Source organism: Nonomuraea longispora (genome assembly GCF_004348345.1).
In the GTDB taxonomy this organism is placed as follows: domain Bacteria; phylum Actinomycetota; class Actinomycetes; order Streptosporangiales; family Streptosporangiaceae; genus Nonomuraea; species Nonomuraea longispora.
Map to the genome: position 1 here is coordinate 1 of NZ_SMJZ01000136.1, position 25,185 is coordinate 25,185.

At 71.7% G+C, this 25,185-nt stretch carries 22 protein-coding genes and 1 pseudogene; 11 read left to right on the top strand and 12 right to left on the bottom strand.

Features of this window, described 5'->3' with window-relative positions; all coding sequences use genetic code 11:
* The coding region (locus E1267_RS29515; protein ID WP_132337160.1) for an ATP-binding protein at positions 1-2,731 on the bottom strand (2,731 nt) is incomplete at its 3' end.
* Positions 2,732-2,875: 144 nt separating this feature from the next.
* A complete protein-coding gene (locus tag E1267_RS29520; protein WP_132337162.1) occupies positions 2,876-4,072 on the bottom strand; it encodes a cytochrome P450 in 1,197 nt (398 codons plus the stop codon).
* Between the two features lie 264 nt (positions 4,073-4,336).
* Between E1267_RS29520 and E1267_RS29525 the strand changes: the two genes are divergently transcribed.
* Positions 4,337-4,972, top strand: a complete 636-nt coding sequence (locus E1267_RS29525) for a maleylpyruvate isomerase family mycothiol-dependent enzyme (protein WP_132337164.1) — start codon at positions 4,337-4,339, stop codon at positions 4,970-4,972.
* A gap of 9 nt (positions 4,973-4,981) precedes the next feature.
* Here the strand turns inward: E1267_RS29525 and E1267_RS29530 are convergent, their stop codons facing one another.
* Positions 4,982-5,905, bottom strand: coding sequence for an AEC family transporter (locus E1267_RS29530; RefSeq protein ID WP_132337166.1), 924 nt, complete (start codon positions 5,903-5,905; stop codon positions 4,982-4,984).
* A gap of 229 nt (positions 5,906-6,134) precedes the next feature.
* Between E1267_RS29530 and E1267_RS48075 the strand changes: the two are divergent.
* Together E1267_RS48075 and E1267_RS45850 are read left to right on the top strand one after the other, a co-directional pair.
* Positions 6,135-6,227, top strand: a pseudogene (locus tag E1267_RS48075) (hypothetical protein); the annotation flags it as partial.
* Between the two features lie 127 nt (positions 6,228-6,354).
* On the top strand, positions 6,355-6,528 hold the full coding sequence (locus tag E1267_RS45850) for a hypothetical protein (RefSeq protein WP_220449736.1): 174 nt from the start codon (positions 6,355-6,357) through the stop codon (positions 6,526-6,528).
* A gap of 4 nt (positions 6,529-6,532) precedes the next feature.
* On the opposite strand, the gene E1267_RS29540 is transcribed toward E1267_RS45850, so the two are convergent.
* Genes E1267_RS29540 through E1267_RS29560 form a run of 5 tightly spaced genes read right to left on the bottom strand, consistent with a single transcriptional unit; the run spans position 6,533 to position 11,191 of the window.
* Complete coding sequence (locus E1267_RS29540; RefSeq protein ID WP_132337168.1) at positions 6,533-7,804, bottom strand: ABC transporter substrate-binding protein; 1,272 nt, start codon at positions 7,802-7,804, stop codon at positions 6,533-6,535.
* A 5-nt stretch (positions 7,805-7,809) separates the two neighbouring features.
* The gene (locus E1267_RS29545) at positions 7,810-8,838 is read right to left on the bottom strand and encodes a branched-chain amino acid ABC transporter permease (RefSeq protein WP_132337170.1); all 1,029 of its coding nucleotides are present in this window, start codon (positions 8,836-8,838) and stop codon (positions 7,810-7,812) included.
* Complete coding sequence (locus E1267_RS29550; protein ID WP_132337172.1) at positions 8,835-9,716, bottom strand: branched-chain amino acid ABC transporter permease; 882 nt, start codon at positions 9,714-9,716, stop codon at positions 8,835-8,837. Before E1267_RS29550 ends, E1267_RS29545 begins: the two co-directional genes overlap by 4 nt.
* A 3-nt stretch (positions 9,717-9,719) precedes the next feature.
* Complete coding sequence (locus tag E1267_RS29555; RefSeq protein WP_132337174.1) at positions 9,720-10,436, bottom strand: ABC transporter ATP-binding protein; 717 nt, start codon at positions 10,434-10,436, stop codon at positions 9,720-9,722.
* A complete protein-coding gene (locus E1267_RS29560) occupies positions 10,433-11,191 on the bottom strand; it encodes an ABC transporter ATP-binding protein (protein ID WP_132337176.1) in 759 nt (252 codons plus the stop codon). Before E1267_RS29560 ends, E1267_RS29555 begins: the two co-directional genes overlap by 4 nt.
* 177 nt (positions 11,192-11,368) lie before the next feature.
* Between E1267_RS29560 and E1267_RS29565 the strand changes: the two genes are divergently transcribed.
* Complete coding sequence (locus tag E1267_RS29565; RefSeq protein WP_132337178.1) at positions 11,369-12,739, top strand: PucR family transcriptional regulator; 1,371 nt, start codon at positions 11,369-11,371, stop codon at positions 12,737-12,739.
* A complete protein-coding gene (locus E1267_RS29570) occupies positions 12,726-14,207 on the top strand; it encodes a long-chain-fatty-acid--CoA ligase (RefSeq protein ID WP_132337180.1) in 1,482 nt (493 codons plus the stop codon). Before E1267_RS29565 ends, E1267_RS29570 begins: the two co-directional genes overlap by 14 nt.
* 12 nt (positions 14,208-14,219) lie before the next feature.
* Here E1267_RS29570 and E1267_RS29575 read toward each other — a convergent pair whose 3' ends face one another.
* Both E1267_RS29575 and E1267_RS29580 read right to left on the bottom strand, forming a co-directional pair.
* On the bottom strand, positions 14,220-14,921 hold the full coding sequence (locus E1267_RS29575; RefSeq protein ID WP_132337182.1) for a hypothetical protein: 702 nt from the start codon (positions 14,919-14,921) through the stop codon (positions 14,220-14,222).
* Between the two features lie 80 nt (positions 14,922-15,001).
* The gene (locus E1267_RS29580) at positions 15,002-15,580 is read right to left on the bottom strand and encodes a TetR/AcrR family transcriptional regulator (protein WP_132337184.1); all 579 of its coding nucleotides are present in this window, start codon (positions 15,578-15,580) and stop codon (positions 15,002-15,004) included.
* Between the two features lie 147 nt (positions 15,581-15,727).
* Between E1267_RS29580 and E1267_RS29585 the strand changes: the two genes are divergently transcribed.
* The 3 genes from E1267_RS29585 (at position 15,728) to E1267_RS29595 (ending at position 21,698) form a co-directional block, all read left to right on the top strand.
* The gene (locus E1267_RS29585; RefSeq protein WP_220449735.1) at positions 15,728-17,248 is read left to right on the top strand and encodes an MDR family MFS transporter; all 1,521 of its coding nucleotides are present in this window, start codon (positions 15,728-15,730) and stop codon (positions 17,246-17,248) included.
* 57 nt (positions 17,249-17,305) lie between these two features.
* Entirely contained in the window at positions 17,306-20,476 is a 3,171-nt protein-coding gene (locus E1267_RS29590; RefSeq protein WP_132337186.1) for an AfsR/SARP family transcriptional regulator, read from the top strand.
* A 67-nt stretch (positions 20,477-20,543) separates the two neighbouring features.
* The gene (locus E1267_RS29595; protein ID WP_132337188.1) at positions 20,544-21,698 is read left to right on the top strand and encodes an FAD-dependent monooxygenase; all 1,155 of its coding nucleotides are present in this window, start codon (positions 20,544-20,546) and stop codon (positions 21,696-21,698) included.
* Here E1267_RS29595 and E1267_RS29600 read toward each other — a convergent pair.
* Positions 21,667-22,506 (bottom strand): SAM-dependent methyltransferase, encoded by an 840-nt coding sequence (locus E1267_RS29600; RefSeq protein WP_132337190.1) that lies wholly within the window; start codon positions 22,504-22,506, stop codon positions 21,667-21,669. The genes E1267_RS29595 and E1267_RS29600 overlap by 32 nt on opposite strands.
* A 271-nt stretch (positions 22,507-22,777) precedes the next feature.
* Between E1267_RS29600 and E1267_RS29605 the strand changes: the two genes are divergently transcribed.
* Positions 22,778-22,963: a hypothetical protein gene (locus E1267_RS29605; RefSeq protein WP_132337192.1), complete on the top strand. Its 186-nt coding sequence runs from the start codon at positions 22,778-22,780 to the stop codon at positions 22,961-22,963.
* Positions 22,964-23,014: 51 nt separating this feature from the next.
* Here E1267_RS29605 and E1267_RS29610 read toward each other — a convergent pair whose 3' ends face one another.
* Positions 23,015-23,815 (bottom strand): N-acetylmuramoyl-L-alanine amidase, encoded by an 801-nt coding sequence (locus E1267_RS29610; RefSeq protein WP_132337194.1) that lies wholly within the window; start codon positions 23,813-23,815, stop codon positions 23,015-23,017.
* A gap of 154 nt (positions 23,816-23,969) precedes the next feature.
* Between E1267_RS29610 and E1267_RS29615 the strand changes: the two genes are divergently transcribed.
* On the top strand, positions 23,970-24,569 hold the full coding sequence (locus E1267_RS29615) for a GNAT family N-acetyltransferase (RefSeq protein WP_220449734.1): 600 nt from the start codon (positions 23,970-23,972) through the stop codon (positions 24,567-24,569).
* Between the two features lie 133 nt (positions 24,570-24,702).
* Positions 24,703-24,900 carry a hypothetical protein gene (locus tag E1267_RS29620; protein WP_132337196.1) on the top strand — a complete coding sequence of 66 codons (198 nt, stop codon included), beginning with the start codon at positions 24,703-24,705 and terminating at the stop codon, positions 24,898-24,900.
* Positions 24,901-25,185: the final 285 nt, after the last annotated feature.

Consider the following 25,185-nt stretch of genomic DNA (forward strand, 5'->3'; position numbering starts at 1 on the left):
CCCCGCCGACCGCACTGTCCGCCGTAACCTCCTTCGGCTGCCCATCGACCGCGCCGCCTGCGTCGATCGCGTTGTCCCTCCCGGTCGCTCCGCCGGCTGTGTCGTCCGTCTCGGACCGCCCGCGGGCCGCGTGGTCCGGCGGTTGCGGGGTGCCGGCTGCGGCAGCAGGCTGGCCGGCAGTCGCGGATGAGTGGCCGGATGGGGAAGCGGCCGGGGCGGGGACGTGGTGCATGCCGAGCTCGGCGGCTTCCTCGCGCACCCCGCCGAGCAGGTCCAGGGCTGCGCTCGCGTCGCCGGGGGCGTTTCGTGCAAGGAGGGCGTCGGCCAGGTGGGCGCGGGCGAGGATGGACCATGGCCGAGCCCGCATCAGGTCGGCGGAGCGCCAGGCTGCCGCGAACTCCTCGACGGCGGTGTCCCATCGCCCCTCCGCGGCGTCGACCATGGCCAGCCAGAGATCGTAGGGGCCGCTGATGTCCCAGCCGAACAACGACACGGCCCAGCGCCCCCGATGCGGCTCCAGGGCGGCCCTGGCCTGGGCGCACAGCTCGGGGTCGCGGGTGGCGGCGGCGATCTGCGCCTGGAAGCGCAGCCACAGCGGTCTGGCCATGCGCTGGCGCGGCTCGCCGTCGGCGAAGTGGCGAAGCGCCAGGTCGAGGTCGCCGGCCTGCAGGGCGGTCAGCGCCTCCAGCACCGCTACGCACGGATGCTCCGCGCCTCTGAGGTCGTGGAGCACCTGCTGCTGCTCCGTGGTGCGGCCCTGAAGCCACAACATCGCCCAGACGTGGTGGTCGATCATGGCGATGAAGTGATCGTGGTGCGACACCGACCGGATCTGGGGCAGCAGTGACTCGGCTTCGGCGAAGCGACCGGCGAAGGCGGCGAGGATGCCGGCGTCGATGTCGGCGGTCATCGTGAGGTGTGACCGGCCGCTGCGCCGACTCCGCGCGACGTAGTCGTGGAAGTGGTCGAGGTAACGGGGGTCGCCCTGCTCGATCATGGCGACCCAGCGCAGCGCGGTGGCGAAGTGCTCCAGCTCGCGGTCGTTGGTGCGCCGGGCAACGCCGATCAGCTCGCCGGTCAGCGCCAGCCGCTCGCCCGCCGTGCCGGGGCCCCAGATGATGTCGTGGTGGGCCCACAGGCTGAACGTCAGCGCCTCGTCGTCGCCGCCCCGCCTGGCGTGGGCGGCGAGGTGGAAGATCAGGTCGAGGGCGAGCCGCTCGTCGGGCACCTGGCCGCCGACGAGCCGGGCATGAGCCGTCTTCAGCAGGTCGCGGGCCTGGTCGAGGCCGTAGTGGGCGTGGAAGGTGAGCGCGACGCGGGCGGGCAGCTCGGGGTCGTCGAGGTCACGGGCGATCGCGACGGCCTCGTCGAGGACCTGTCGTGCCTGGTCGCGCTCGTTGAGGTGGGCGAGCTCCCTGCCCAGATCGATGGCGATCATGGCGCGTCTGCGCGGGTCGGCCGCGGCGCTCAGGTCGTAGGCCCGGCGCAGGTGCCCGAGTTGCTCCTCGCCGGCCAGCCGGCCCCTCGCGTCGTGGGCGGCGGCGAGCGTGAGGTCGATCGCCCGCCCCGGATCGACGCGGTCACCGGCGAGCCAGGCGTGCCTGGCCAGGTCGCTCGGGAGCAGCCTGCCCGCCAGGCCGGGCGAGCCGTCGAGGGCGGCGACGACGGCGCCGTGCAGGTCGCGCGGGTCGTCGAGCGCGTCGTAGAGCGTCTCTCGCACCAGATCGTGGGCGAACGCGAACACGCCGCCGCCCTTGGCGACCACGAGCCTGGCCACCACGGCCAGCTCCAGCAGCCGGTCGACGTGGGCCACGGGCTCGGCGACGACGGCGGCCAGCACCTGACGGTGGAACTCGTTGCCGAGGACGGCGGCGGCGGGCAGCAGCTCGGACACGGACCGGGGCAGCAACGACAGCCGGCGCAGCAGCGCGTCGCGCACTCCCGGAGTGACGGCGGCGACAGAGCCGCCGCTGCGCCACAACCGGGCGGTCTGCTCGACGAAGAACGGGTTGCCGCCGGTGCGCAGGTGCACCTCCGCGGCCAGGTCGGGGGGCGGCTCGTGGCCTGCGGTGCGGGTCATGAGCGCCCGGACGCCCGCCAGGTCGAGCCCGGTCAGCGAGATGGTCGTGGCTCTGGCGACGAGCGGCGCCAGCAGGTCGCGCAGCGGATGGTCGACCGGCTCGACCTCGGCGTCGCGGTAGGTGGCGATCAGCAGCAACCGCTCGAACCAGGTCTGCTGGGCCGCGAACTCCAGCAGCCGCAGCGAGGCCGGGTCGGCCACGTGGAGGTCGTCGATCACGATCACCACCGGACGCCGCTGCGCCAACGCGACCAGGGCCGAGGTGACCGCGTCGTAGAGCCGGAAGCCGTCAGGGGTCTCGCTGCCCTGCGCCTCGCCGAGCAGCGCAGCCAGACTGCCGCCCGCGGCCTCCTCGGCCTGCGCCCACTCCTGCGGCTCGGCGACCCGGCGCAGCGCCCTGATGACCTGGACCCAGGGCCAGTAGCCGGGCGCGCTGCCGGAATCCCAGCAGGCGCCGCCGACGACCAGCGCGCTCTGCCGCCTGGCCTCGCGGGCCGCGCTGGTGACCAGCGTGGTCTTGCCGATGCCGGCTTCGCCGGTGACCAGCACCAGGCCGCCGTGGCTGCCGATCGCTCTGGAGACCTCGGCATGCAGCAGCGCGGCAGGGTGCTCCCTGCCGATCAGCTCGTGCGACGTGACGTCCTGGGACATGACGCTTGCACGGTATCCGGCCGGGCCGACACTTTCCCAACGCCGGCGAAGCGCCACCGCCCGCTCCAGGTTCTCGTAGCCGGTGCAAGGGCCGCCTGCGAAGGATCAGCCGGCTGTACGCCGGTCACCTGGTGAACGGGGCGTTCACCAGGCGACCTCCAGCGCGGTCATGCCGTACACGACGCTGAAGGAGCGGAAGTTCGTGCCCGCGTCTGCGACGCGCAGTTCGGGGAAGCGCTGGAGCAGGGCGGGGAAGGCGATGCGCATCTCCATGCGGGCCAGCGGGGCGCCGAGGCAGTGGTGTACGCCGTGGCCGAAGGCGAGGTGGCCGGGCGCGCCCCGCGTGATGTCGAACGTGTCGGCGTCGGGGAGGAGCCCGGGGTCGCGGTTGGCGGCGGGCAGCGAGCAGATCACCAGTTCGCCCGCCCCGATGGCCTGGCCGCCGATCTCGACCTCGGTCGTCGTGATCTTGGTGGTGCCCGAGTGCACGATGCTGAGCCAGCGCAGCAGTTCCTCGACGGTGGCGTCGATGCGCTCGGGCTCCTTGCGCAGCAGTTCGAGCTGGTCGGGGTGGCGCAGGAGGGCGAGCGTGCCGAGGGAGAGCATGTTGGAGGTGGTCTCGTGCCCGGCGAACAGCAGCAGGCCGCCGATGCCGACCAGCTCGTCGGTGGTGAGGTCGTCGCCGTGCTCACGGACGAGCATGCCGAGCAGTTCCTCGCCGGGGTCGGCCTGGATGCGGTTGACCAGCTGCTCCATGTAGGCGCGCTGCTCGAACTGCATGCGCAGCCGCTCATCGCCCGGCACCGTCATGTCCAGCATCCTGCTGGTGCGGTACTGGAAGGTGTCGCGGTCCTCGTACGGCACCCCGAGCAGTTCGCAGATCACCAGCGACGGGATGGGCAACGCGAACGACGGCACCAGGTCGGCGGGTGCGCCGGCGGCCTCCATGGCGTCGAGGTGGTCGTCCACGATGCGCTTGATCCGCGGTTCCAGCCGGCGCATGCGGCGGATGGTGAACTCGGCGGTGAGCATCCTGCGCAGCCGGGTGTGCTCGGGCGGGTCGACGCCGAGCAGGTTGCCCGCGCGCACCTTGGCCAGCTGTTCCTCGGTCATCTTCGGCGATCCGGGCAGCCGCGCGATGCCCTGGGGCGCGATCCTGAACCGCTCGGAGTCGCCCAGGACCTCGCGTACGTCCGCGTAGCGGGTCACGAGCCAGGCTTCGTCGCCGAACACCGTCGTGATGCGCTTGACCCGCTCGTCGTCGCGCGCGGCCGTCAGCTCCGGCGAAGGGCCGAACTCCACCCGCCGCATGTGCAGTGGGACCGTCGAGGACTTGCCCATAAAACCCCCTGGATAGTCGCGGTATCGCGAGAACCGTAACAACCGGGGCGGGCACCCTCTAGAGCGATCATACGCATATACGTAAATGTTCTCCCTGCATCGCCCGGCGAAATATACCTTTCACACCTAAGATCCCTTTTGCCGACCAGCGGGGGATGCCGATGATTTCTGCCCGGTAGCGATTACTTTGTCCGCGTACGGGAGTCTGCTCTCCGTACCAGCCGGTCCCCGGCACCCGCACCCACAGCAGGAGAGCACCCCACGATGACGAAGCACGGCAAAGACGTCTGGCCGCTGATCCACGCCGAGCGGGCGGCCCTCGCGGCGGATCTGGCGGATCTGACCGACGAGCAGTGGGCGACGCCGTCGTTGTGCGCCGCGCTGCCCGTGCGCGAGGTGCTCGCCCACCTCGCGTCCGGGGCGAGCCTCACTCCCCTGCGGTGGCTGGCGGGCGTGATCCGCTGCAGGTTCGACTTCGACAAGCAGGTGGCCATGCGGCTGGCCGAGCACCTGGGCGCGACCCCGAAGGACACGCTGGACGGCTTCCGGCGCGCCGTCACGAGCACGACCTCGCCGCCGCTCCCCGCCATCGCGATGCTCGGCGAGACGATCGTGCACGGCGAGGACATCCGCCGGCCGCTGGGCATCCGCCGCGACCACCCCATCGGTACGCTCACCCGCGTGGCGCGCTACTACCAGACCTCCGATCTCGTCGTGCTCGCCAAGGGGCGGATCGGCGGTCTGCGGCTGGCCGCGACCGACGGTCCTTTCGCCACCGGCTCGGGGCCGCTCGTCTCCGGCACCACGCTGGCGCTGGTGATGGCGATGACCGGGCGCGCCGCCCACTGCGACGAGCTCGACGGCGACGGCGTCGCGACCCTGCGCGAGCGGTCGGGGTGAGTGGCGGGCTCAGCCCAGGGCCGCGCCGATGGCCGTCATGATCGGGATGGACAACCCCGTGGTCAGCAGTACGGCGCTGCGGGCGAGCCGCCGTCCGGTGTCGTACGTGACCGCGTACACGTAGATGTTCTGCGCCGTGGGCAGTGCCGCGAACAGGGTCGCCGCCAGCAGGTCACCGCCCTCCAGCCCGAGGGCGAGGCGGGCGGTCAGGTAGGCGATGCCCGGCTGGACGAACGACTTGAGCGCGATCACCAGGAAGACCTCCTTCCCGACGCCGCCCTCGCCGGGGGTCGCGGGCGCGCGCTGGGAGCCGTACAGGCTGAGGCCGTAGGCGAGCAGCGCGACGGGCACGGCCGCGCCCCCGAGCAGCTCGATCGGACGCATGAAGGTGACCGGCAGCGACGTTCCGGTCAGCGCGAACGCCAGCCCGAGCAGCGAGGCGACCGTGAGGGGGTTGCGCAGCGGGAGCAGCAGCGCCGCACGGACCGACCTGGCGCCCTTGTCGAGGACGAGGAAGGAGACGGGGGTGAGGACGAGGATCTGGAAGAGCAGGATGGGCGCGACGAGAGCGCCGTCGCCGAGCACGTAGATGGCGATGGGGATGCCCAGGTTCCCGGCGTTGACGTAGGAGGCGGCGAGCACGCCGACCGTCGTCTCGCGCCGGTCCCTGCGCCAGATCATCCGCGCCACCAGCACGTACGCCAGCTGCACGCACGCGACGGCGACGATCTGGGTCAGCAGCACCGGCGAGAACAGCGAGCCCAGGTCCGCCCGCGACACGGTGGCGAACATCAGCGCGGGCGTCGCCACGAAGAACGCCAGCCGCGACAGGACCAGTTCGTCGCTGGCCCGCAGCAGCCCGCCCCAGCCGACGAGATAGCCGAGCACGGCAACGGACACCAGAGCGACGAACGCCGCGACAACCCCCGACAAGCCATAACCTCCGAAAACTGGACAGCAGGAGCGTATCCGGACCGCCCCTGGCAACGGTGACCGACCGGAGGTCTACGCTGTGCGCATGCGCGTCGCGGAGCTCGGCGGCGACGTCGTCATCGACCTGATCTGCTTCACGGAGGACAGCGCCCGGCACCTCGCGCAGGCGCTGACCGGCCGGGTGCGGCACTTCCTGCACTGCGGGACGATCTGGGTGCACGGCCCCAGCATGCGGGTGCCGGCGACCGAGGACCTGCCGCGCCGGCCCATCGCCGAATACGGCCGGCAGAAGGCCGCGATCGAGGCCTACCTGCTCAACCGGGCGCACCGTGACGGCTTCCCCGCCACGATCATCCATCCCGGCCACATCACCGGGCCGGGCTGGGTGCCGGTCAACCGGGCAGGAGGCGCGGCTGACGTACCTGCCGTGGGAGCAGTGGCGGACCACGGTGACGGAGGAGGACGCCAAGGTGACGTACGACCACATCGCGCACAGCCCGCACTGCGGCATGGAGAAGGCGGCGCGGCTGCTGGGCCACCGGCCCCGCCACACCGCGCTCGATGCCGTCTCCGAGGCCGTCGACCGGCTGGTCGCGGCGGGCACGATCGTCGCCGCGACCTGACGGGTCAGCTGGTCAGCGGACCGAACTCCTTGCGCGTGTCGATCACCTCGCCGAACAGCTCCCACCGTTCGCCCTTGAACTCCATGAGCTGCATCGACTCGATCGGGAACCCGTCTCCCTGCCCGGTGTCCATCGTCACGCCTGGCAGCAGCATGTCGACCGCGATGCCCTTCATGTTGCGCACGGAGTCACGCAGGCCCTCGCGGGTCGGGCAGGCGGCCGTCTCCATGGCCTTGTGGAAGCTGGCGGCCACGGCCCAGCCGAAGGTGTGGTACGGCACGTTGGGGTCGGCGCCCGGCGCGTACCGCTCCATCTTCTGCTTGTAGAGCTTCATCTCCGCGTCGTCCTGCCACGTCGGGTCGTTCGGGTCCTTGTAGTACGTGCTGGACACGATGCCCTGGACGTTGTCGAAGCCGACGGGCTTCAGCACGGTGATCGAGGCGGCGACGTTGTTGACGATGTGCAGCGGGTTCCACTTCGTGTTCTTGGCGTCGGCGGCCAGCGCCTGCGAGCCGAACTTGGGCGTCGTGACGTTCAGGATCACGTCGGCCTTCGACTGGGCGAGGTTGCGCATCTGCGGGTCGACGCTGGGGTCGGTCACCTCGTAGCTCTGCTCGGCCACGACCTTGATCTGGGTGCCCTCAATGGCCCGTTTGAAGCCGCCGAACAGGTCCTCGCCGAAGTCGTCGTTCTGGTAGAGGACGGCGACCGTGGCGTCCGGCCGCTCCTGCTTGAGGTACTGGGCGTAGACGCGGGCCTCGGAGATGTAGTTGGGCTGCCAGCCGATGGTCCACGGGTGCTCGGTGTCGGCGCCCCACTTGGAGGCGCCCGTGGCGACGAAGATCTGCGGCACCTTGCGCTGGTTGGCGTAGTCCCAGGTCGCCGTGGTGGAAGGGGTGCCGAGCGTCTGGAACAGGGCGAACACCTGCTCCTGCTCGACCAGCCTGCGCGCCTCCTCGACGGCCTTCGGTGGCTGGTAGCCGTCGTCGCGGACGACGAACTCGACCTTGCGCCCGCCGATGCCGTTCTTCTCGGCGTTGACGTAGTCGAAGTACGCCTTGATGCCCTTGGGGATGTCCCCGTAGGCGGAGGCGGGGCCGGACAGCGGGTAGATGCCGCCCAGCTTGATGCTCGTGTCGGTGATGCCGGTCGTCTGCTGCCCCTGGCACTGGCCGCCCGACGTGGCCGTGCCCGTGGCACCGCCCTGGTCCCGTCCCCCGCATGCGGCGACGGCGAGCAGGAGCAGCGCCGTACAGCCGATCGCAGATAGTCGCATCCCTCTTACTCCTTCCGGGGAATCTTCCTGAGCAAGCGCCCGGCCAGCCCGGCCAGCCCTGTCGGGGCCACGTACATCACCGCGATGATCAGCAGGCCGAAGATGACGCCGGGCGCGGCGTCGTTGATGTCCTGTGCGATGCCGGGCACGAACATCACGAACAAGCCCCCGAGCACCGGGCCGGACAACGAGCCGAGCCCGCCGACGACCAGGCCGGCCAGCAGCGTGATCGACAGGTTGACGGTGAACGAGTCGGGCGAGACGAACCCGATCACCCACGTGTAGAGGCAGCCGGCCGTTCCGGCGAACATGGCGCTCCAGGCGAAGGCGAGCGTCTTGTGCACCGACAGCCGCACGCCCATGACCTCGGCCGCGCCCTCGTTGTCCCTGATGGCGTGCAGCGCCCGGCCGACGCGAGAGCGCAGCAGGCCGACGCAGAGCAGGAACGCGGCGACGGCGACGACCAGGGTGAGGAAATACAGCCACTGGTCCTCGGCCAGCCCGCTCCACGCGGGCGGCGCGGGCTTGGCGAGGGTCAGCCCCATCGAGCCGCCGGTCAGCTCCTCGAACCGCTTGAGCAGCGGGACGAGGAAGATCGCGATGGCGAGCGTCACGAGCGCCAGGTACAGGCCGCGCAGCCGCATGGCCGGCACCCCGAACGCCAGGCCGAGCAGGAACGCCGCCCCTGCCGCGACGGGCAGGGTCAGCGGGTACGGCAGCGCCCAGCGGTCGAACAGGATGGCGGCCGTGTACGCGCCGACGGCGAAGAACGCGCCGTGGCCGAGCGAGATCTGCCCGGCGTGCCCGACCAGCAGGTTCAGCCCGAGCAGGGCGACCGCGTAGACCAGCACCATGGTGAGCTGGAAGACGTGGAACGGCACGAGCTGGAACGGCGCGTAGCAGGCGGCCGCGGCCAGAACGGCCGCCGCGGCCCACTGCCGGCGCGCCGACCGCCACCACTCGGCGGGCCGCGGCGGTGTGGGCGGCGCCGCGGTCCGCTCCTGGGCGGCGTCCGTCTCCGTGGGATTGCTCATGCCCGCTCCACCACCGCTCGCCCGAACAGGCCCTGAGGCCGCAGCAGCAGCACCCCGAGGATGATCACCAGCGGCACCCCGACCTTGAGGTCGGATCCGATGAACCCGACGTACGCCCCGGCGAGCGTCTCCGCGACGCCGACGATCAGACCGCCGACGACCGCGCCCACCGGGCTGTCGAACCCGCCGAGCGTGGCCGCCGCGAACGCGTAGATGAGGACGCCGCCCATCATGTTGGGTTCGAGGAACAGCAGCGGCGCCACCAGCACCCCCGAGACCGCGCCCACGGTCGAGGCGAGCCCCCACCCGAGGGCGAGCGTCCAGCCCACCCGGATGCCGACCAGCCGCGCGGACTCGGGGTTCGCGGCTACCGCACGCATCCCGAGACCGATCTTGGTGTGCCGGAACAGCAGGTACAGCAGCCCCATGACGACGCCCACGACGGCCAGCACACCGAGCGTGGACAAGCCGATGCTGATCCCGCCCGCCTCCAGCGCGCCGGCGGGGAACGGGTTCGGGAAGTCCTTGATGAGGAACGTCCAGATCCACCCGGCGGCGGCGTTGACGAAGATGAACAGCCCCACGGTGACGATCACCAGGGTCAGCTCGGGGGCGCCCTCGACGGGCCGGATGATGACCCGTTCGATGAGCATCCCGCCCGCGAACGACACCGCCAGCGTGAGCACCAGCGCCGGCCAGAACGGCAGCCCGGCGGCCGTGAGCTGCCAGGCGATGTAGGTGGAGAACATGGCCAGCTCGCCCTGGGCGAAGTTCACGATGCCGGTGAACTGGTAGATCAGCACGAGGGCGAGGGCCAGGCTGGCGTAGACGGCGCCCGCGCCGAGCCCCTGGACGAGCTGCTGCAGGAATCCGGCCATCGGCTACACCCGGTACCCGAGGTAGGACTGGGCGACCTGCTCGTCGGCCCTGATCTCCTCCGCCGTGCCCGACAGGACGATCCGCCCGGTCTCCAGGACGTGCGCCTGCTGGGCGATGCCGAGGGCGAGATGGGCGTTCTGCTCGACGACGACCACGGTGGTTCGCTCCTCTGCGTTGATGGCCTGGACGATGCGGAACAACTCCCGGGTGACCAGCGGGGCCAGACCGAGCGACGGCTCGTCGAGCAGCAGCAGCCGGGGGCGCGACATGAGGGCTCGGCCGATGGCCAGCATCTGCTGCTCGCCGCCGCTGAGGCTGCCCGCGGCCTGCTTGAGCCGGGTCTTCAGCACCGGGAAATAGCCGTGGATGCGGTCGAGGTCGGCCTCCAGCTCGGGTCCGCGTCTGCGGACGTACGCGCCGAGCCGCAGGTTCTCCTCCACGGTGAGCGGCATGAACGTGCCGCGCCCCTCGGGGACGTGGGCGACGCCCTGGCGGGCGAGCGTGTCGGGCGGGTGCCCGGTCAGGTCGGCGCCGCCCAGGGTGACCGTGCCGCGCGCCCTGATCATGCCGGACAGCGCCCTGAGCAGCGTGGTCTTGCCCGCGCCGTTCGGGCCGAGTATCGCGCAGATCTCGCCTTCGCCGACGGTCAGGCCGACGCCGTGGAGCACGCGGGCGTCGCCGTATCCGGCCGTCAGGTCCTTCACCACCAGGTGGGTCATGGCGCCGTCCCCAGGTAGGCCTCGATGACGCCGGCATCGCGCTGCACCTCGGCGGGCGGCCCTTCGGCGATCTTGCGGCCGAAGTCCAGGCAGACGATGCGCTCGCAGATCCCCATGACGAACCCCATGTGGTGCTCGACCACGATCACGGTCAGGTCGTGCTCGGTGCGCAGCGCGTTCAGCGTGCTCGCGAACTCCTCGACCTCGGCCGCGTTCAGGCCGTTCACCGGCTCGTCGAGGAGCAGCAGCCGGGGGCGGCCGATGAGCGCGCGGGCCAGCTCGACCCGCTTGAGCGTCCCGAACGGCAGCCCGGTCGCCGGATGCCCGGCCACCCCGGTGAGACCGAGCCGCTCCAGCACCCCGTCCGCGTCGGCGAGCAGCGTACGCTCCTCGCGGCGCACGCCCGGCAGCCGCAGCCCGGCCGACAGGAAGCCGGCGCGGCCCCGGTGGTGCGCGCCGACGAGCACGTTGTCGCGTACGGACAGGCGCGGGAACAGGCCGAGGTTCTGGAACGTCCTCGCGATGCCGAGCCCGGCGATCGCGTGCGGGGCCACGGCCGTCAGGTCGCCGCCCTCGTACGTGATCGTTCCCGAGCCGGGCTCGTACCGCCGGGTCAGGCAGTTGAACAGGGTGGTCTTGCCGGCGCCGTTCGGCCCGATGAGCCCCACCATCTCGCCGCGCCCCACGCCGAAGCCGACGCCGTCCAGCGCCGTGATGCCCCCGAAGCGAACGGTAAGATCGTGTACCTCCAGCATCCGGCCTCCTGGAGAACAATGTTCTGAAGTTGGGCTCAGCGTAGGATCCGGCCGTGAAGCGCCGCATTGGGCACGGTGACCCAAGATGTTTCAGGCGAGTTGTCCTCTGAGCACAGCGTGGGTCTCATACCGGTTACGCCCGTTGACCGCCCGCCGATGGCCATGGATCATCCCGGCATGTCCAGTGGTTCCAGCACGGAAACGCTCACTGGTGCGGAGGCGGTCCGCGCGCAACGCAACCGCATCCTCTCCGAACTGCTCGGCGACCTCCGGTCCCTGGCCGCCGCCGCGGTCGCCACCATGCGGGACGAGATCCCCGCCTACGCGGCGCAGAGCCCCGACTTCCACGCGGACGTGCGCGACCAGGTGGTCAAGCACTACCGCGCCAAGCTGGCCGTGCTCCTTGAGGAGCGCACGGTCACGTTCGAGGACATCGCCTTCACCCGGCGGGCGTCGATGCGCAGGGCCAGGGCGGGGGTGGAGCTGGCCGACTACATCAACGCGTTCCGGGTCGGGCAGCAGGTGTTCTGGCAGTCGGTGGTGGACCGGGCCGGGCACACGCCGGCCGGCCGGGAGGCGGCGCTGTCGCTGGCGTCCCCGCTGATGCGCTACTGCGACTTCGCCAGCACGCACGCGGCCAACGCGTACATGGAGTTCCAGCAGTACGCCGCAGCCGAGGCGGTCCGCGAGAGCCGCGACCTGCTGGAGACGCTGCTGGCCGGTGGGGTGCCGACGCGCGGCAGGGAACTGGCCGCGGCGCAGGCGCACGGCCTGGCGGCCCGCACGCAGCTGCTCGTCGTGGTCGCGGCGCTGGCCGGCTCGCCTTCGGCGGTGACGACCGGCCCCGACCGGGGGGCCGACGCGCGCCACGCGGCCTGCGCGGCCATCGCCAGGACCGGCGGCAACGGCACGCGTACGCTCTCCGTCGTACGCCAGTCGGAGATCGTGGCGATCCCCGTGCTCGGCCCCGGCGCCGACCCGGGAGGGCTCTGCGACCGGCTGCAGGAGGTGCTGGAGGGCCTGGCGGGCGAGGGCGTCCGGCTGGCCATGGGCGTCAGCACCGTGGCGGCTGGCCCCGCGCAGATCCCGCAGGCCTACCAGGAGGCCAGGGCGGTGCTGGACTTCGTGCCCGAGGAGGGCGGCGTGGCCGCGCTGCCGCGGATCACGCCGTTCCAGTATCTGGCGCTGAAGGCCGACGACACCGCCCGCCACCTGGTCGACCCGCGCATCACGGCGCTGCTGTCGGAGGACCGCGCGCGCGGCGGCGTGCTCACGGCCACGATCAGGGCGTTCGCCGCCGCCGACCTCAACCTGCGGGCCGCGGCCGAGCGGTTGCAGATCCATCCCAACACCGCCCAGTACCGCATGCGGCGGATCCAGGAGCGCACCGGGCGGAGCCTGCGCTCCATCAGCGATCTCGTCGATCTGCTCGTCGCGATCGCTCTCCAGGACTCCCTGCCGACCAATTCCGGCCGGGAAAGACTGGCCACCGCGACCAATGAGGGGCGTGGGAGAGCGGACGTACGGTCTTTCCATGAACCTCGCTGACCGGCTCCTCACCACCGCCGAGCGGCTCGGTGGCAGAGCGGTTCTCACCCTGGACGAGGCGGAGCTCACCTACGGAGGGCTCGAGGAGCTGAGCGCCCGGCTCGCGGGGCTGTTGCGCTGCCGCGGGATCGGCCCGGGCGACCGGGTCGCGATCATGTTGCCCAACGTGCCCGAGTTCGGCGTGGTCTACTACGGGGTGCTGCGGGTCGGAGCCGTGGTGGTGCCGCTGGACCCGCTGCTGAAGCGCCGCGAGATCGCGGCGTACCTCGGCGACTGCGGGGCGCGGCTGCTGATCGCCTGGCACGCGTTCGCCGAGACGGCGGAGGCGGGGTCGGCGGGGACGAAAGCCGACTGTTTCTTCGTCGTGCCCGAGGAGTTCCGCAGGCTGTTGCGCCAGGTCGCGCCCGACCGCGACGTCGCCGCCACGCGCGACGACGACACCGCGGTCATCCACTACACCTCCGGCACCACCGGGCGGCCCAAGGGCGTGGAACTGTCCCACGCCAACCTGGCGGTCAACGCCGCGACCGTGGCCCGCATGCACGCGCTCGGCGTGGACGACGTGGTGCTCGGGGCGCTGCCGCTCTACCACACGTTCGGGCAGACCTGCGCGCTCAACGCGACCGTGCAGGCGGGCGCGCGGCTGACGCTGCTGCGCCGCTTCGAGGCGGGCCGCGCGCTGGAGGTCATCAGGCGCGACGGCGTGACGGTCTTCCAGGGCGTGCCGACCATGTTCATCGCGCTGCTCGACCATCCCGGCGCCTCCGACCTGTCGATGTTGCGGGTCTGCGCGTCCGGCGGGGCGGCGCTGCCGCTCGACGTGCTGCGGGCCTACGAGACCCGGTTCGGCTGCGAGATCATCGAGGGGTACGGCCTCAGCGAGACCTCCCCCGTCGCCGCGACCAACCGCGCCGGCCACCACCGAAGGCCCGGCTCGATCGGCTGGCCCATCAGGGGCGTCGAGATGAAGATCGTCGACGAGGACGGCGCCGAGGTCCCGCCCGGCGAGATCGGCGAGGTCGTCGTCCGCGGCCCCAACGTGATGAAGGGCTACTGGAACGACCCCTCCGCCACGGCCGAGGCCGTCCGCGACGGCTGGTTCCACACCGGTGACCTCGGCCGGGTCGACGAGGACGGCTACTTCTTCCTGGTCGACCGCCGCCGCGACGTGATCATCCGCGGCGGCTACACGGTCTACCCGCGCGAGGTCGAAGAGGTCCTGTACGAGCACCCCGCCGTGCGCCAGGCGGCGGTGTACGGCGTGCCGCACCCGGAGCTCGGCGAGGAGATCGAGGCGGCGGTCGCCCTGCGCGCGCCGGTGACCCGCGAGGACCTGCGCGACTTCGTCAAGGAACGCGTGGCCGCCTACAAATACCCCCGGCGGTTGTCGTTCGTCGACGAGCTGCCGTTGAGCCCCACGGGTAAGATCCTCAAGCGGGCGCTCACCCGTACGCCATCAGGTGGCTGAACTACGGGCGGTTCAGCCGTACGTCCCGAGGACGTACGCGCCCGGCACCAGCGCCACGGTCAGGGCAACGGCCCACCAACGGGGCGCGGGGCCGTTCTTCAGAACGCCGACGCCGAAGGGCACCAGGGCGACGGCGAGCCCGGCCAGGGCGGCCAGCGAGATCGGGTCGCTGGTGCCCTTCAGCACGCCCAGCGGCAGCGCCGACCCGAGTGCCAGCGCCACGCACCTGAAGGTCCCGAGTGCCTTGGAGCGGTAGGCGCCGATGGCGAGCACGACCCAGCCGGCCATGATGCAGACGCTGACCGCCTTGAAGACGTGGAAGGCGCCGTACGTGTCCGCGACCGCCCGCCGGGCCGCCTCCAGCCCGAGCACGTCCACCAGCTGGAAAGCCAGATGGCTCACCCCCGCGTGGAAGACCCGCCCGAACAGCCCGAGCACGACCAGCGTGGCTCCCCACCGGGCCAGGCCGGGGTGCGTGGCGGCGATGCGCCGGGCCAGCCCGGTGGCCGCCGGCCACAGCAGCACGACGCCGGCGGTGAACAGGGCGTAGGACACGGCCATCCGGCCGGGATCGGCGGCGTAGGCGGCGAGCTGGCCGGGGAAGAAGTCGTCCTCGCCGATCCTGGCGAGCGCCCCGGCGATGAGGAGCGGCGGCCCGAGCACCGCCCCCGTGCCCTCCACCCAGCGGCCGGGAACCATCCGTGTGATCGTCATGCCGTCCAGTGAACCGGCGGCGCGGCCCGCGCACACGGGTGCACGGGCGAGACCCCGTGGTGGAGCCTGCGCTAAGTCCGTCAGGTGAAGGGCCGGGCGACGTGGTCGAGGGTCTCGTTCATCACGTCGATGAGCGTGCGGGACTCCTGCTCGTCGCTCCACAGGTGCGCGGCCAGGCGCAGCCCCACCAGGAAGGCCGCCGCCATCACGGGGGGCGGCACGCCGCTCTCCCGCTCGGAGAGCGCCTCCGAAAGGTCGCGTTCGAGTGCGGCGTGGTTGGCGAGCTGGCGGGCCAGCAATGACGGGTGCTGTCGGGCCAGCCGGGTGCGCTGCGCCCATTCGCGCTCGGGCTCGCCCATCTCCCGGTAGAGCTCCTCGGTCGCGCCGCGCAGCGCCTGCCAGGCCCTGAGCGCGGGCGGCTGGGCGCGGACCTTGCGTACGAGGGTGCGGAAGCGCTGCTCCTCGCCGTAGAGGACGGCGTCTTCCTTGCCCGCGAAGTAGTTGGAGAACGTGCGGCGCGAGATGTTGGCCGCGTCGGCGATCGACTCGACGGTGACGTGGTCGAGCCCGTGCTCGACCACGAGCCGGAGCGCGGCCTCGTGCACGGCCTGCCGCGTCGCGGCCTTCTTGCGCTCACGCAGCCCCACCGTGGTCTCCATAGGCCGCTCACTCTACCGTCCGGGAATATATGCTCAATGAGAAAAGTTGCCCACTCGGCATCTATTTACCCGAGACCTTAGGGGAGGTCGTGCGTGAGCGCACCCACGGCTCCGGCTGCTCCGGAACCGATGACGCACCGGCAGATCATGGAGGCCCTGAGTGGGCTGCTGCTCGTGTTGTTCGTCGCCATGATCAGCGCAACCATCGTGTCGGTCGCACTGCCGCAGATCGTCGGCGCGCTCAAAGGCACCCAGTCGCAATACACGTGGGTCGTGACCGCGTCGCTGCTCGCGTCCACGGCGTCGACGCCGATCTGGGGCAAGCTGGCCGACCTGTTCAGCAAGAAGCTGCTGCTCCAGATCTCCATCGGGATCTTCATGGTCAGCTCGCTGGCCTGCGGGTTCGCCCAGGACACCGCCCAGCTGATCGCCTTCCGCGCGCTCCAGGGCCTCGGCATGGGCGCACTCCAGGTGCTGGTGCAGGTCGTCATCGCGGCGATGATCAGCCCGAAGGACCGCGGCCGGTACAACGGCTACCTCGGCGGCGTCATGGCCGTCGCCACCGTGGCGGGGCCGCTGCTCGGCGGGCTGATCGCCGACACCTCCTGGCTCGGCTGGCGCTGGTGCTTCTTCATCGCGGCGCCGTTCACCGTGATCGCCTTCTTCATGCTGCACAAGACGCTGCACGTCGCCTCCGTACGCCGCCCCGACGTCAAGATCGACTACGTCGGGGCCACCCTGATCGCCGCCGGCGTCAGCGTCCTGCTCATCTGGGTCACCTTCGTGGACAACTCGTTCGCCTGGCTCTCCTGGCAGACCGCAGCGATGGCCGGCGGCGGCGCGCTCCTGCTCGTGGCGGCCACCTGGGTCGAGTCGGTGGTCAAGGAGCCCGTCGTGCCGCTGCACGTCGTACGCCGGCGCACCCCCGCGCTCGCCATCATCGCCAGCCTCGCGGTCGGCATGGCCATGTTCGGGGGCTCCGTCTTCCTCGGCCAGTATTTCCAGACCGGCCGCGGCTACAGCCCGACCGAGGCTGGACTGCTCACCATCCCCATGATGCTCGGCGTGCTGATCTCCTCGACGATCAGCGGGCGCATGGTGTCGCGGAGCGGCAACGTCAAGCCGTACATCCTGGTCGGCTCCATCGTGCTCACTGCCGGCTTCCTCGGGTTGTCCACGATCGACCACCAGACCCCGCTGCTCCTCATCGCCGGGGCGATGGTGCTGGTCGGCGCCGGGGTCGGCATGTCGATGCAGAACCTCGTCCTCGCCATCCAGAACACCGTCCCCCTCAGCGAACTGGGGGCGGCCAGCGGCGCGATCACGTTCTTCCGCTCGCTCGGCGGCACCATCGGCGTGTCCGTGCTCGGCGCGGTCCTCGCCAACCGCGTCACGGCCGGCATCAACGAGGGGCTGGTCAAGGCGGGCATCGACCCGGCCAAGGCGGCGGCGGGCGGCACCGGCACACTCGACATCCAGGCGCTGCCTGAGCCGTTCAGAACCATCGTGAGCACCGCCTACGGCGACGCCACCGGCCGCATCTTCCTGATCTCGGCGGCCATCGCCGTGGTCGGCGTGATCGCCGCGCTCTTCCTCAAGCCGGTCAAGCTCCGCGACAGCCTCGACCTGCCGGCCCCCGAACAGCCGAAGGAGCCTGTCGCGCGATAACGGCGCGCCCTGACCGGCGGGTGCCGGCCGGTCGGGTGAAGGGAGACAATCGGATTCGTGCAGTTCGGCATCCTGGGCCCACTCGTGGTGCGCTCGCCCGACGGCGGCGAAGTCTCAGCCGTCGGTCCCCGCCCCCGCGCCGTGCTCGCGATGCTGCTGCTCGACGCGGGCCGGCTGGTCAGCGTCGAACGGCTCATCGACGGCCAGTACGGCGACCGGCCGCCCTCCGGGGCCGCCAACGCCGTCCAGGCGCAGATCTCCCGCCTGCGGCGACGCCTTCCCGGCGGGCTGATCGAGTTCCACGGGTCCGGCTACCGGCTGGCGGTCTCGCCCGACGACGTGGACGCCCACCGCTTCGAACGGCTCTCCAGGCAAGGACGCCGGCTGCTGGCCGCAGGCAGGCCCGCGCCGGCCGCCGCCGTGCTCGGGGAGGCGCTCGACCTGTGGAGAGGCCCGGCGCTCACCGACGTGGCCGACGCGCCGTTCGCCGGTCCGCAGGCCGTACGGCTGGAGGAGCTGCGCCTCACCGCCACGGAGGACCTGCTGGAGGCAGAGCTGGCCCTGCCCGAGGGCAACCCGGTGGCGGCGCTGCGCGAGCTGGTCACGGCGCATCCGCTGCGCGAACGTCCGCGCGGGCTGCTGATGAGGGCGCTGTACGCGGCCGGCCGCCAGGCGGAGGCGCTGCCCGTCTTCGACGACGTACGCCGGCTGCTGGCCCGCGAGCTCGGCGCCGACCCGTCACCCGAGCTGACGGCGCTTCACCTGGCGATCCTGCGGGGGCAGCAACCCAAGGAGCGCCCGGCCCGCACCGGCCCGCCCGCGCAGCTGACCAGCTTCGTGGGGCGCGAGGACGAGCTGGCCCGCCTGGCGACCCTGCGCGCCACCCGACTGGTCACGATCGTCGGTCCCGGCGGCACAGGCAAGACCCGCCTGGCCGTCGAGGCGGCCACCCGCCGCGCCGGCGAGACCTGCTTCGCCGACCTGTCCCTCGCGGACGTCCCGCCGCCCGCCCGTCATGACGAGGGCGGCGAGCGGGCCCGGCCGGTGGCGCAGGCGGTGCTCGGGGCGCTCGGGCTGCGGGAGCCCGCGCTCCCGGCGCCCGCTCCACCCGACCCGGTGGAACGCCTGGTGGCGGCCCTGGCCGGGCAGGATCTGCTCCTCGTCCTCGACAACTGCGAGCACGTGATCGACGAGGCCGCCGCGCTGGCCCGCCGTCTCCTGTCCGCCTGTCCCCGCCTGACCGTCCTGGCCACCAGCCGAGAGCCGCTGGGCATCACCGGCGAGCATCTCGTCACCCTCGGCCCCCTGCCCACCGCGCCGCTCACGACCGACCTACCGCGGGGGTCCGCGGGCGAGGCGCTCGGTTACCCGGCGGTCCGGTTGTTCGCGGACCGCGCGGCGGCCGTACGGCCCGGGTTCGTGCTCACCCCGGGCAACCTCGACGCGGTCCTGCGGATCTGCGCGGCGCTCGACGGCCTGCCGCTGGCCATCGAGCTGGCGGCGGCCAGAGTCCGTACGTTCTCCGTGGCGGAGATCGCCTCCCGGCTGGCCGAGCACGGCAGGTTCCGGCTGCTGTCGCGCGGCGACCGGACGGCGGCCGCCCGCCACCAGACGCTGTACGCGGCCGTCGAGTGGAGCTGGAGCCTGCTCACCCCGGGAGAACAGGCGCTGGCCAGGCGGTTCGCGGTGTTCGCCGGCGGCGCGGACGCGGCGGCGGTCGAGCGGGTCTGCGCCGATCCGGCGGACCCGGCCGGCCGGGCGGAGCTGGCGGATCTGGTGGACAAATCGCTGGTCGAGAGCGACGGTGAGCGCTACCACATGCTGGAGACCATCCGGCTGTTCTGCCTGGAGCGGCTGGCGGAGGCCGGCGAGGAGGACCGGCTGCGGCAGGCCCACGCCGCCTGGTTCCTGGAGCTGGCCCGCCGCGCCGACGACCACCTCTGCGGGTCCGAGCAGCTGCGCTGGCTGGCCCTGCTGTCGGCCGACAACACGAACCTGCAGGCGGCGCTGCGCTGGAGCGTGACCCACGACAGGCCGACGGCCTGGCGGCTGGTGGCGGCGCTGGCGATGTACTGGTGGCTGAGCGGCCGGCGCGGCCAGGCCACCCGGCACGCCGTCAGGCTGCTCGACCCGGCCGCCGCGGGGCCGCCGGCCGGGCTTGAGGAGGAGTACGTGCTGGCCGTCCTGCACGCCGTACCCGATGCCGGGTCGCCGCACTGGGAGCGGGCGCGCACGATCGTCGGCTCGCTGGACGGGCCGATGCGTCACCGCTTCGGCGTGGCGCTCTGGGGCATGTTCACCGGCCCGCCGCGGGAAGGGACCGAAGGGCGGCGGGTGCTGGGTTCCGACCCGTGGAGCCGGGCGCTCGAACGGCTGGGCGCGGCGCTGCTGACGCTGGTCGACGGCTCCGTCTCCGAGGCGGAACGCCGGCTGGAGTCGGTGCTCGCGGACTTCGGCGCGCTGGGCGAACGGTGGGGTACGGCGCAGGCGCTCGACTGGCTCGCCGTGATCGCCGCCTGGCGCGGCGACTGGGCGCGTGCCATGGAGTTGTGGCAGCAGGCGATCGACCGGCTGGAGGAGCTCGGCGCGCTGGACGAGCTGGTGGACGTGCTGGGCAGGCGGGCCGACGCGCGCCTGCGGGCCGGCGACGTGGAGGGCGCCCGCGCCGGCTACGAGCGCGTGGGCGTGCTCGACCGACGGTTGGGCAGGCCGGAGCTGTCGGCGTGGGTGCATTTCCGGCTGGGGAACCTGGCCCGGCTCGAAGGGAACGCCGGCGAGGCGTCCAGGCGGCTCGGCTCCGCGCTGGCCGGGGCGGGATCGCACGGCTTCACGGCCACCCGGGCGCACGTGCTCACCGCGCTGGGCCGTCTCGCCGAGGACACGGGCGACGTGTCCGAGGCGGCCCGCAGGCACGAGCAGGCGCTGGCCACCGTGCTGGGGTCCCCGCTGGCCGCCGACCTCGCCGACGTCGCCGAGGGCCTCGCCGGTCTCGCGCTCGTCATGGGCGGGCGGGCGCCCGGCGCGGAACGGGCGGCGGAGTTGCTGGGCGTGGGGGTGGCGCTGCGGGGCACGACCGTGGCCGGCGACCCCGACGTCGCCAGGGTCACCGCGTCCGCCACGGAGGTGCTCGGCCCCGACGCTTTCGCGGCGGCGTTCGCCAGGGGTGCGTCCATGAGCGCGGAGAAGGCGCGGGAGGCGCTGCGCGCGGCCGCTCTCCCTCCCGGCTGACAGGCCAGGTCCGCCGTGTCAGCGGGTGGTCGCCCGGTTGTCAGCGGCGGAAACGAGGCTGCGGGGCATGCAGAACACCAGCGTCCTCATCTCCGGCGCGAGCGTCGGCGGGCCAGCGCTCGCCCACTGGCTCGTGCGCTACGGCTTCACCGTCACCGTCGTCGAGAAGGCCCCCGTCCTGCGCCTCGGTGGTCAGGCCGTCGACTTCAAGGGCGAGACCCATCTGAGCGTGCTGGCCCGCATGGGCATCCTGGACGACGTACGCCGCCTCCGGACCGGCGGCACCGACCAGGAGATCGTCGACGCGGACGGCAGGACGCTCGCGGTCATGCCGGGCGAGTTCAGCGGCGGCGACCTCGAGATCAGCCGTGGCGACCTGTCCCGGCTCCTGTACGACAGGACGTCCGCGGAGTGCGAGTACGTCTTCGGCGACTCGATCACCTCGCTCACCGAGACCGCCACCGGCGTGCACGTCACCTTCGAGCGGTCCGCGCCGCGCACGTTCGACCTGGTGGTCGGCGCGGACGGAATCCACTCGAACGTGCGCCGCCTCGCGTTCGGCCCCGAGTCCCGCTACGTCAGGCACCTCGGCCACCACTACGCCCTCGTCGGGGTCGGCGACGGTCTCGGCGCGCGGGCGATGATGTACAACGAGCCGGGCAGGATGGTCGCGGTGGGCGGGCCGTCGGCGTTCTTCGTCTTCGCCTCGGAGCGGCTCGACTACGACCGCTACGACCTCCAGCAGCAGAAGGACATCCTGGCTCGCGTCTACGCCGGCATGGGCTGGCGGACGGCGGCCGTCATGGAGCGGGTGCGCACGTCGGACGACGTCTATCTCGACGCGATCGCCCGGGTCAGGATCGACCGCTACAGTGCGGGCCGGGTGGCGCTGCTCGGCGACGCGGCGTACGGCAACACGCTGGGCGGCTTCGGCACCGGCCTGGCCGTGGTGGGCGCGTACGTGCTGGCGGGCGAGCTGGCCGCGGCCGGCGGCGAGCACCGCGCGGCTTTCGCCCGGTATGAGGAGCAGCTGAGCGGTTATGCCAAGGTGGCCAGGAGCGGCAACGCGGGCCCTTTCCTGGCCCCTGCCACGCGGACGCGCATCCGGCTGCGCAACCTGATGTTCTCCTCGCGCTTCCTGCTGCGGACGATGCTGAAGCTGACCGACGTGTTCGCCACGGACATCGACCTCAAGGACTATGCGGGGGTGGGCCCGCGCTGAGACGCCCGACCCCTCCGTCGACGCGCAGGCGCGGCGGGCCGTCGATCAGCGGGATCACGGCGTCGTCGGCGTCGATCTGCCAGTCCTGCACCGGCACGAGGCCGGGCCCGATCAGGTCGAACCCGTCGAAGAACCTCAGCACCTCGTCGCGGCCGCGGAACCTGCCCTGCGCGGGCGAGCCTGCCGTCGCCATCGTGAGCTGGGCGATCGCCTCGGGGTCGCTCTCCGCCATGGCGTGGGAGAGCACGAGGTGGCTGCCCGGCACCAGGTGTTTCCTGAAGGCGGCCACGATGCCGGCCGGGGCCTCGTCGTCCATGACGAAGTGCAGCACGCCCACCATCAGCAGGCACACCGGCTGGTCGAAGTCGATCAGCCCGGTGACGTAGGGGTCGCTCAGGATCTCGGCCGGGCGACGCAGGTCGGCCTGGATGCCCTCGACGCCGGGCGAGTCGGCGAGCAGCACCTGGGCGTGCATCCGCACCACAGGGTCGTAGTCGACGTAGATCACCCGGCAGGCGGGGTGCACCCCGCGGACGACCTCGTGGATGCTGGGCGTGGTGGGGATGCCGGTGCCGAGGTCGATGAACTGCCGCACGCCCTGCCGTGCCAGATGGCGCACCGCCTCCACCTGGAAACGGCGGTTGGCCCTGGCCACGAGGCGGGAGTCGGGCGCGACCGCGAGGAGCTTCTCCGCCACCGCCCGGTCGACGGCGAAGTGGTCCTTGCCTCCGAGCAGATAGTCGTACACCCGCGCAGAACTCGGAACATTCGGGTCCACACCGGGCGGAACACGTTCTAGCTCGGTCACTCGGGGCCTTCCTCCCTGCCTCGTAGGACTTGCTCGTCATACTACTCGGGCGCTCTCGATCCGCAGGCGACGTCGTACGGATCCGGACAAGGAGGTTTGGGCAGAACAGGTTCTCGTCAGCCCGCTCCTCGGTCCCTGAAGCGCCGTGCTTCCCCGGTGGATCCGGAAATACAACCCGATGACCGATGCGCTTATGGCGCAAGCCTGTGCATGCTGGTGGTGACGGATCCGGCGTCAGGCCTGTTCCGCACCTGAGAGGAGTCGCGAGGGTATGGAGAACGTGGCAGGCCGCCCGACCGTGATCTTGGACAATGGCGTGGTCGGCAGGGTCATGCTGGCCCACCGGTCGCGGCGCGACCTGGTGCTCGTGCTCGGCATGGACGGCACCCTGCTCAGCTGCCAGCTCGACGACATCGCCTGCGTCGTCGGCGGCAAGCCGCTCTGCCGGGACGGCTGAGCGTCCGACCGGCCACGCCCCGCATGTGCGGCGGCGGTCACGACGTTCCCGCTAGCGGAGATACTGCCTGAGCCCGGCGGCCAGCGAGGTGGCGATGCGCTCCCGGAAGGCAGGCCTGGTCATCCTGGCGGCGTCGCGGCTGTTGCGCATGTTGCCGCACTCGATGAACACCGCAGGCCGCTTCGACAGGTTCAGCCCGCCCAGGTCGGTGCGCGTCTGCAGGCCGTCACGCCCCACATAGGTGGCGTACGGCATGCGCGTCCCCACCCGGTACGCCTTGCGAACCGCCAGCCCCAGCCGCCTGGACGGCTTGATGATCGCGTCGTTGTGCCCGGCGATCAGTCCCGGCATGATCACGTGGAACCCGTGCCCGCTCTCGGCGGCGCCGTCCCCGTGGATGGACACGACCGCGTCCGCCCTCGCCTCGTTGCCGATGGCCGCCCGCTCGGTGACGCAGGGGCCGACTCCCTTGTCGTCGGGCCTGGTGAGCACGACCTTCGCCCCCATCTCCTCCAGCAGCGGCTTGAGCCGGTTCGCGACGTCCCAGGTGAAGGCGTGCTCCGGGTAGCCGGAGCGGGTCCGGGTGCCGGTGGTGTTGCAGGGTTTGCGGCCGGTGATGACGTCGACCAGGCGGTCGATCTCCTCGCGGTGCGCGGCGTTGCCGCCGTTGTGGCCGGGGTCGATCACGACGATCTTGCCGGCCAGCGGACCGCCGCGGCCGGTGGGCGACGACGCCGCGGAAGGAGCGGCGGGCGCCTTCGCCTGGCGCACGGCAGGCACGGCCCCGGCGCACGCGGCCGACAGCGCGGCCAGGGTGACCAGCGCTGCGGATACCGTTCGGAAGGCGGCCATGGGACCGACCGTACCCGGCGCCGGACATCAAGCCCAATACCGGTCATGACCTGGGATTTCGTGTCGTCTTCCCACACGGACGAACGGCGGTCTACCCTCGTGAGCGGGCGCGGGGCCGCCCAGGACACCGCACACGACGAGAGGACCCTGGGCCATGGGAAAGACGTTCACGATGCGACCGGCCGTCCGCCATGCGGAGGCCGACGACGCCGGCCAGGTCGCCGAACTCATCGCGACCGCGTTCGCCGAGCTCAGGGTCGTCAGATACCTGGTGCCCGAACGCCGGGAACGGCGCAGCGTCATCACCGCCCACTACCGCATCCTCGTCGACTACGCGATCGAGCACGGCGAGGTGCACCTCATCGACGACGGCCCCGCGGCGGCGGTCTGGTTCCCGCCCGTGCCGCCGTCATCCCCGCCTTCAGGGTACGACCGCCGCCTCGTCGAGGCGACCGGCGAGTGGGCCGACCGGTTCCGGACGCTCGACACGCTGTTCGCCTCGCACCACCCTGCCGAACCGTGCCACTATCTGGTCTCCCTGGCCGTCCACCCCGACTGCCAGGGGCAGGGGCTCGGCACCGCGCTGCTGCGGTACCAGCACGCCCGGCTCGACGGCCTGCCCGCGTACCTGGAGGCCAGCGACCCGCGCAACCGCGACCTGTACACCAGGAACGGCTACCAGGGACGCGGCACGTTCGAGTTGCCGGACGGCACGGTGTTCTGGCCGATGTGGCGGCCCGCCGGCGCACCCTAGCGCGTGCTTGTGTCCGGATTCTCACCATGTGCAAGCCGGTCAATGTGCAGCATTTGTCCGCCTTGCGCCCTACTTGCCATCCGGGACCTGGGATAAGGTCAACGACCCTCAGCCCGATGTCCCAGGAGTCACGATGCAACGGTACGGCCCTCAGGATCAGGAAGGGGCGTTCCCACCAGTAGCCACCCAGCCGGCGCACGGGTCGCGCGTTGACGCGAACGTGCCGCCTGTTCTTCCACCACGCAGTCAGGCGTTGGCGGTCATCGCCGTCGTGATCAGCGCGATCGCGCTCGTGACCGCATTGACGGCGACCTGGGTCGAGGTCGATTGACGCGATGGCCGCCCTGCCCGTCGCGGTTGTCATGGGCGCGCTCAGCAACCGTCATGCGGTAAACGTACAGCTCAAGCGAATAGAGATATATTACGAGACAGAATGCAGAAAAGATCGAGAAATGGCAACCAAGTTAGGCCTGTCATGTCCTGAGTAGACGCTGGACTCCGGCGATTTGCCTTTCTTTTTCGCGGATTCGCGGAGGTTCTGGACGCGCCGCCCGATCCATGCAGCCGCCCTCCGAGGCTCGGCGTGAAAGTTTCAGGGTCCTTCGGGGGTGATGGT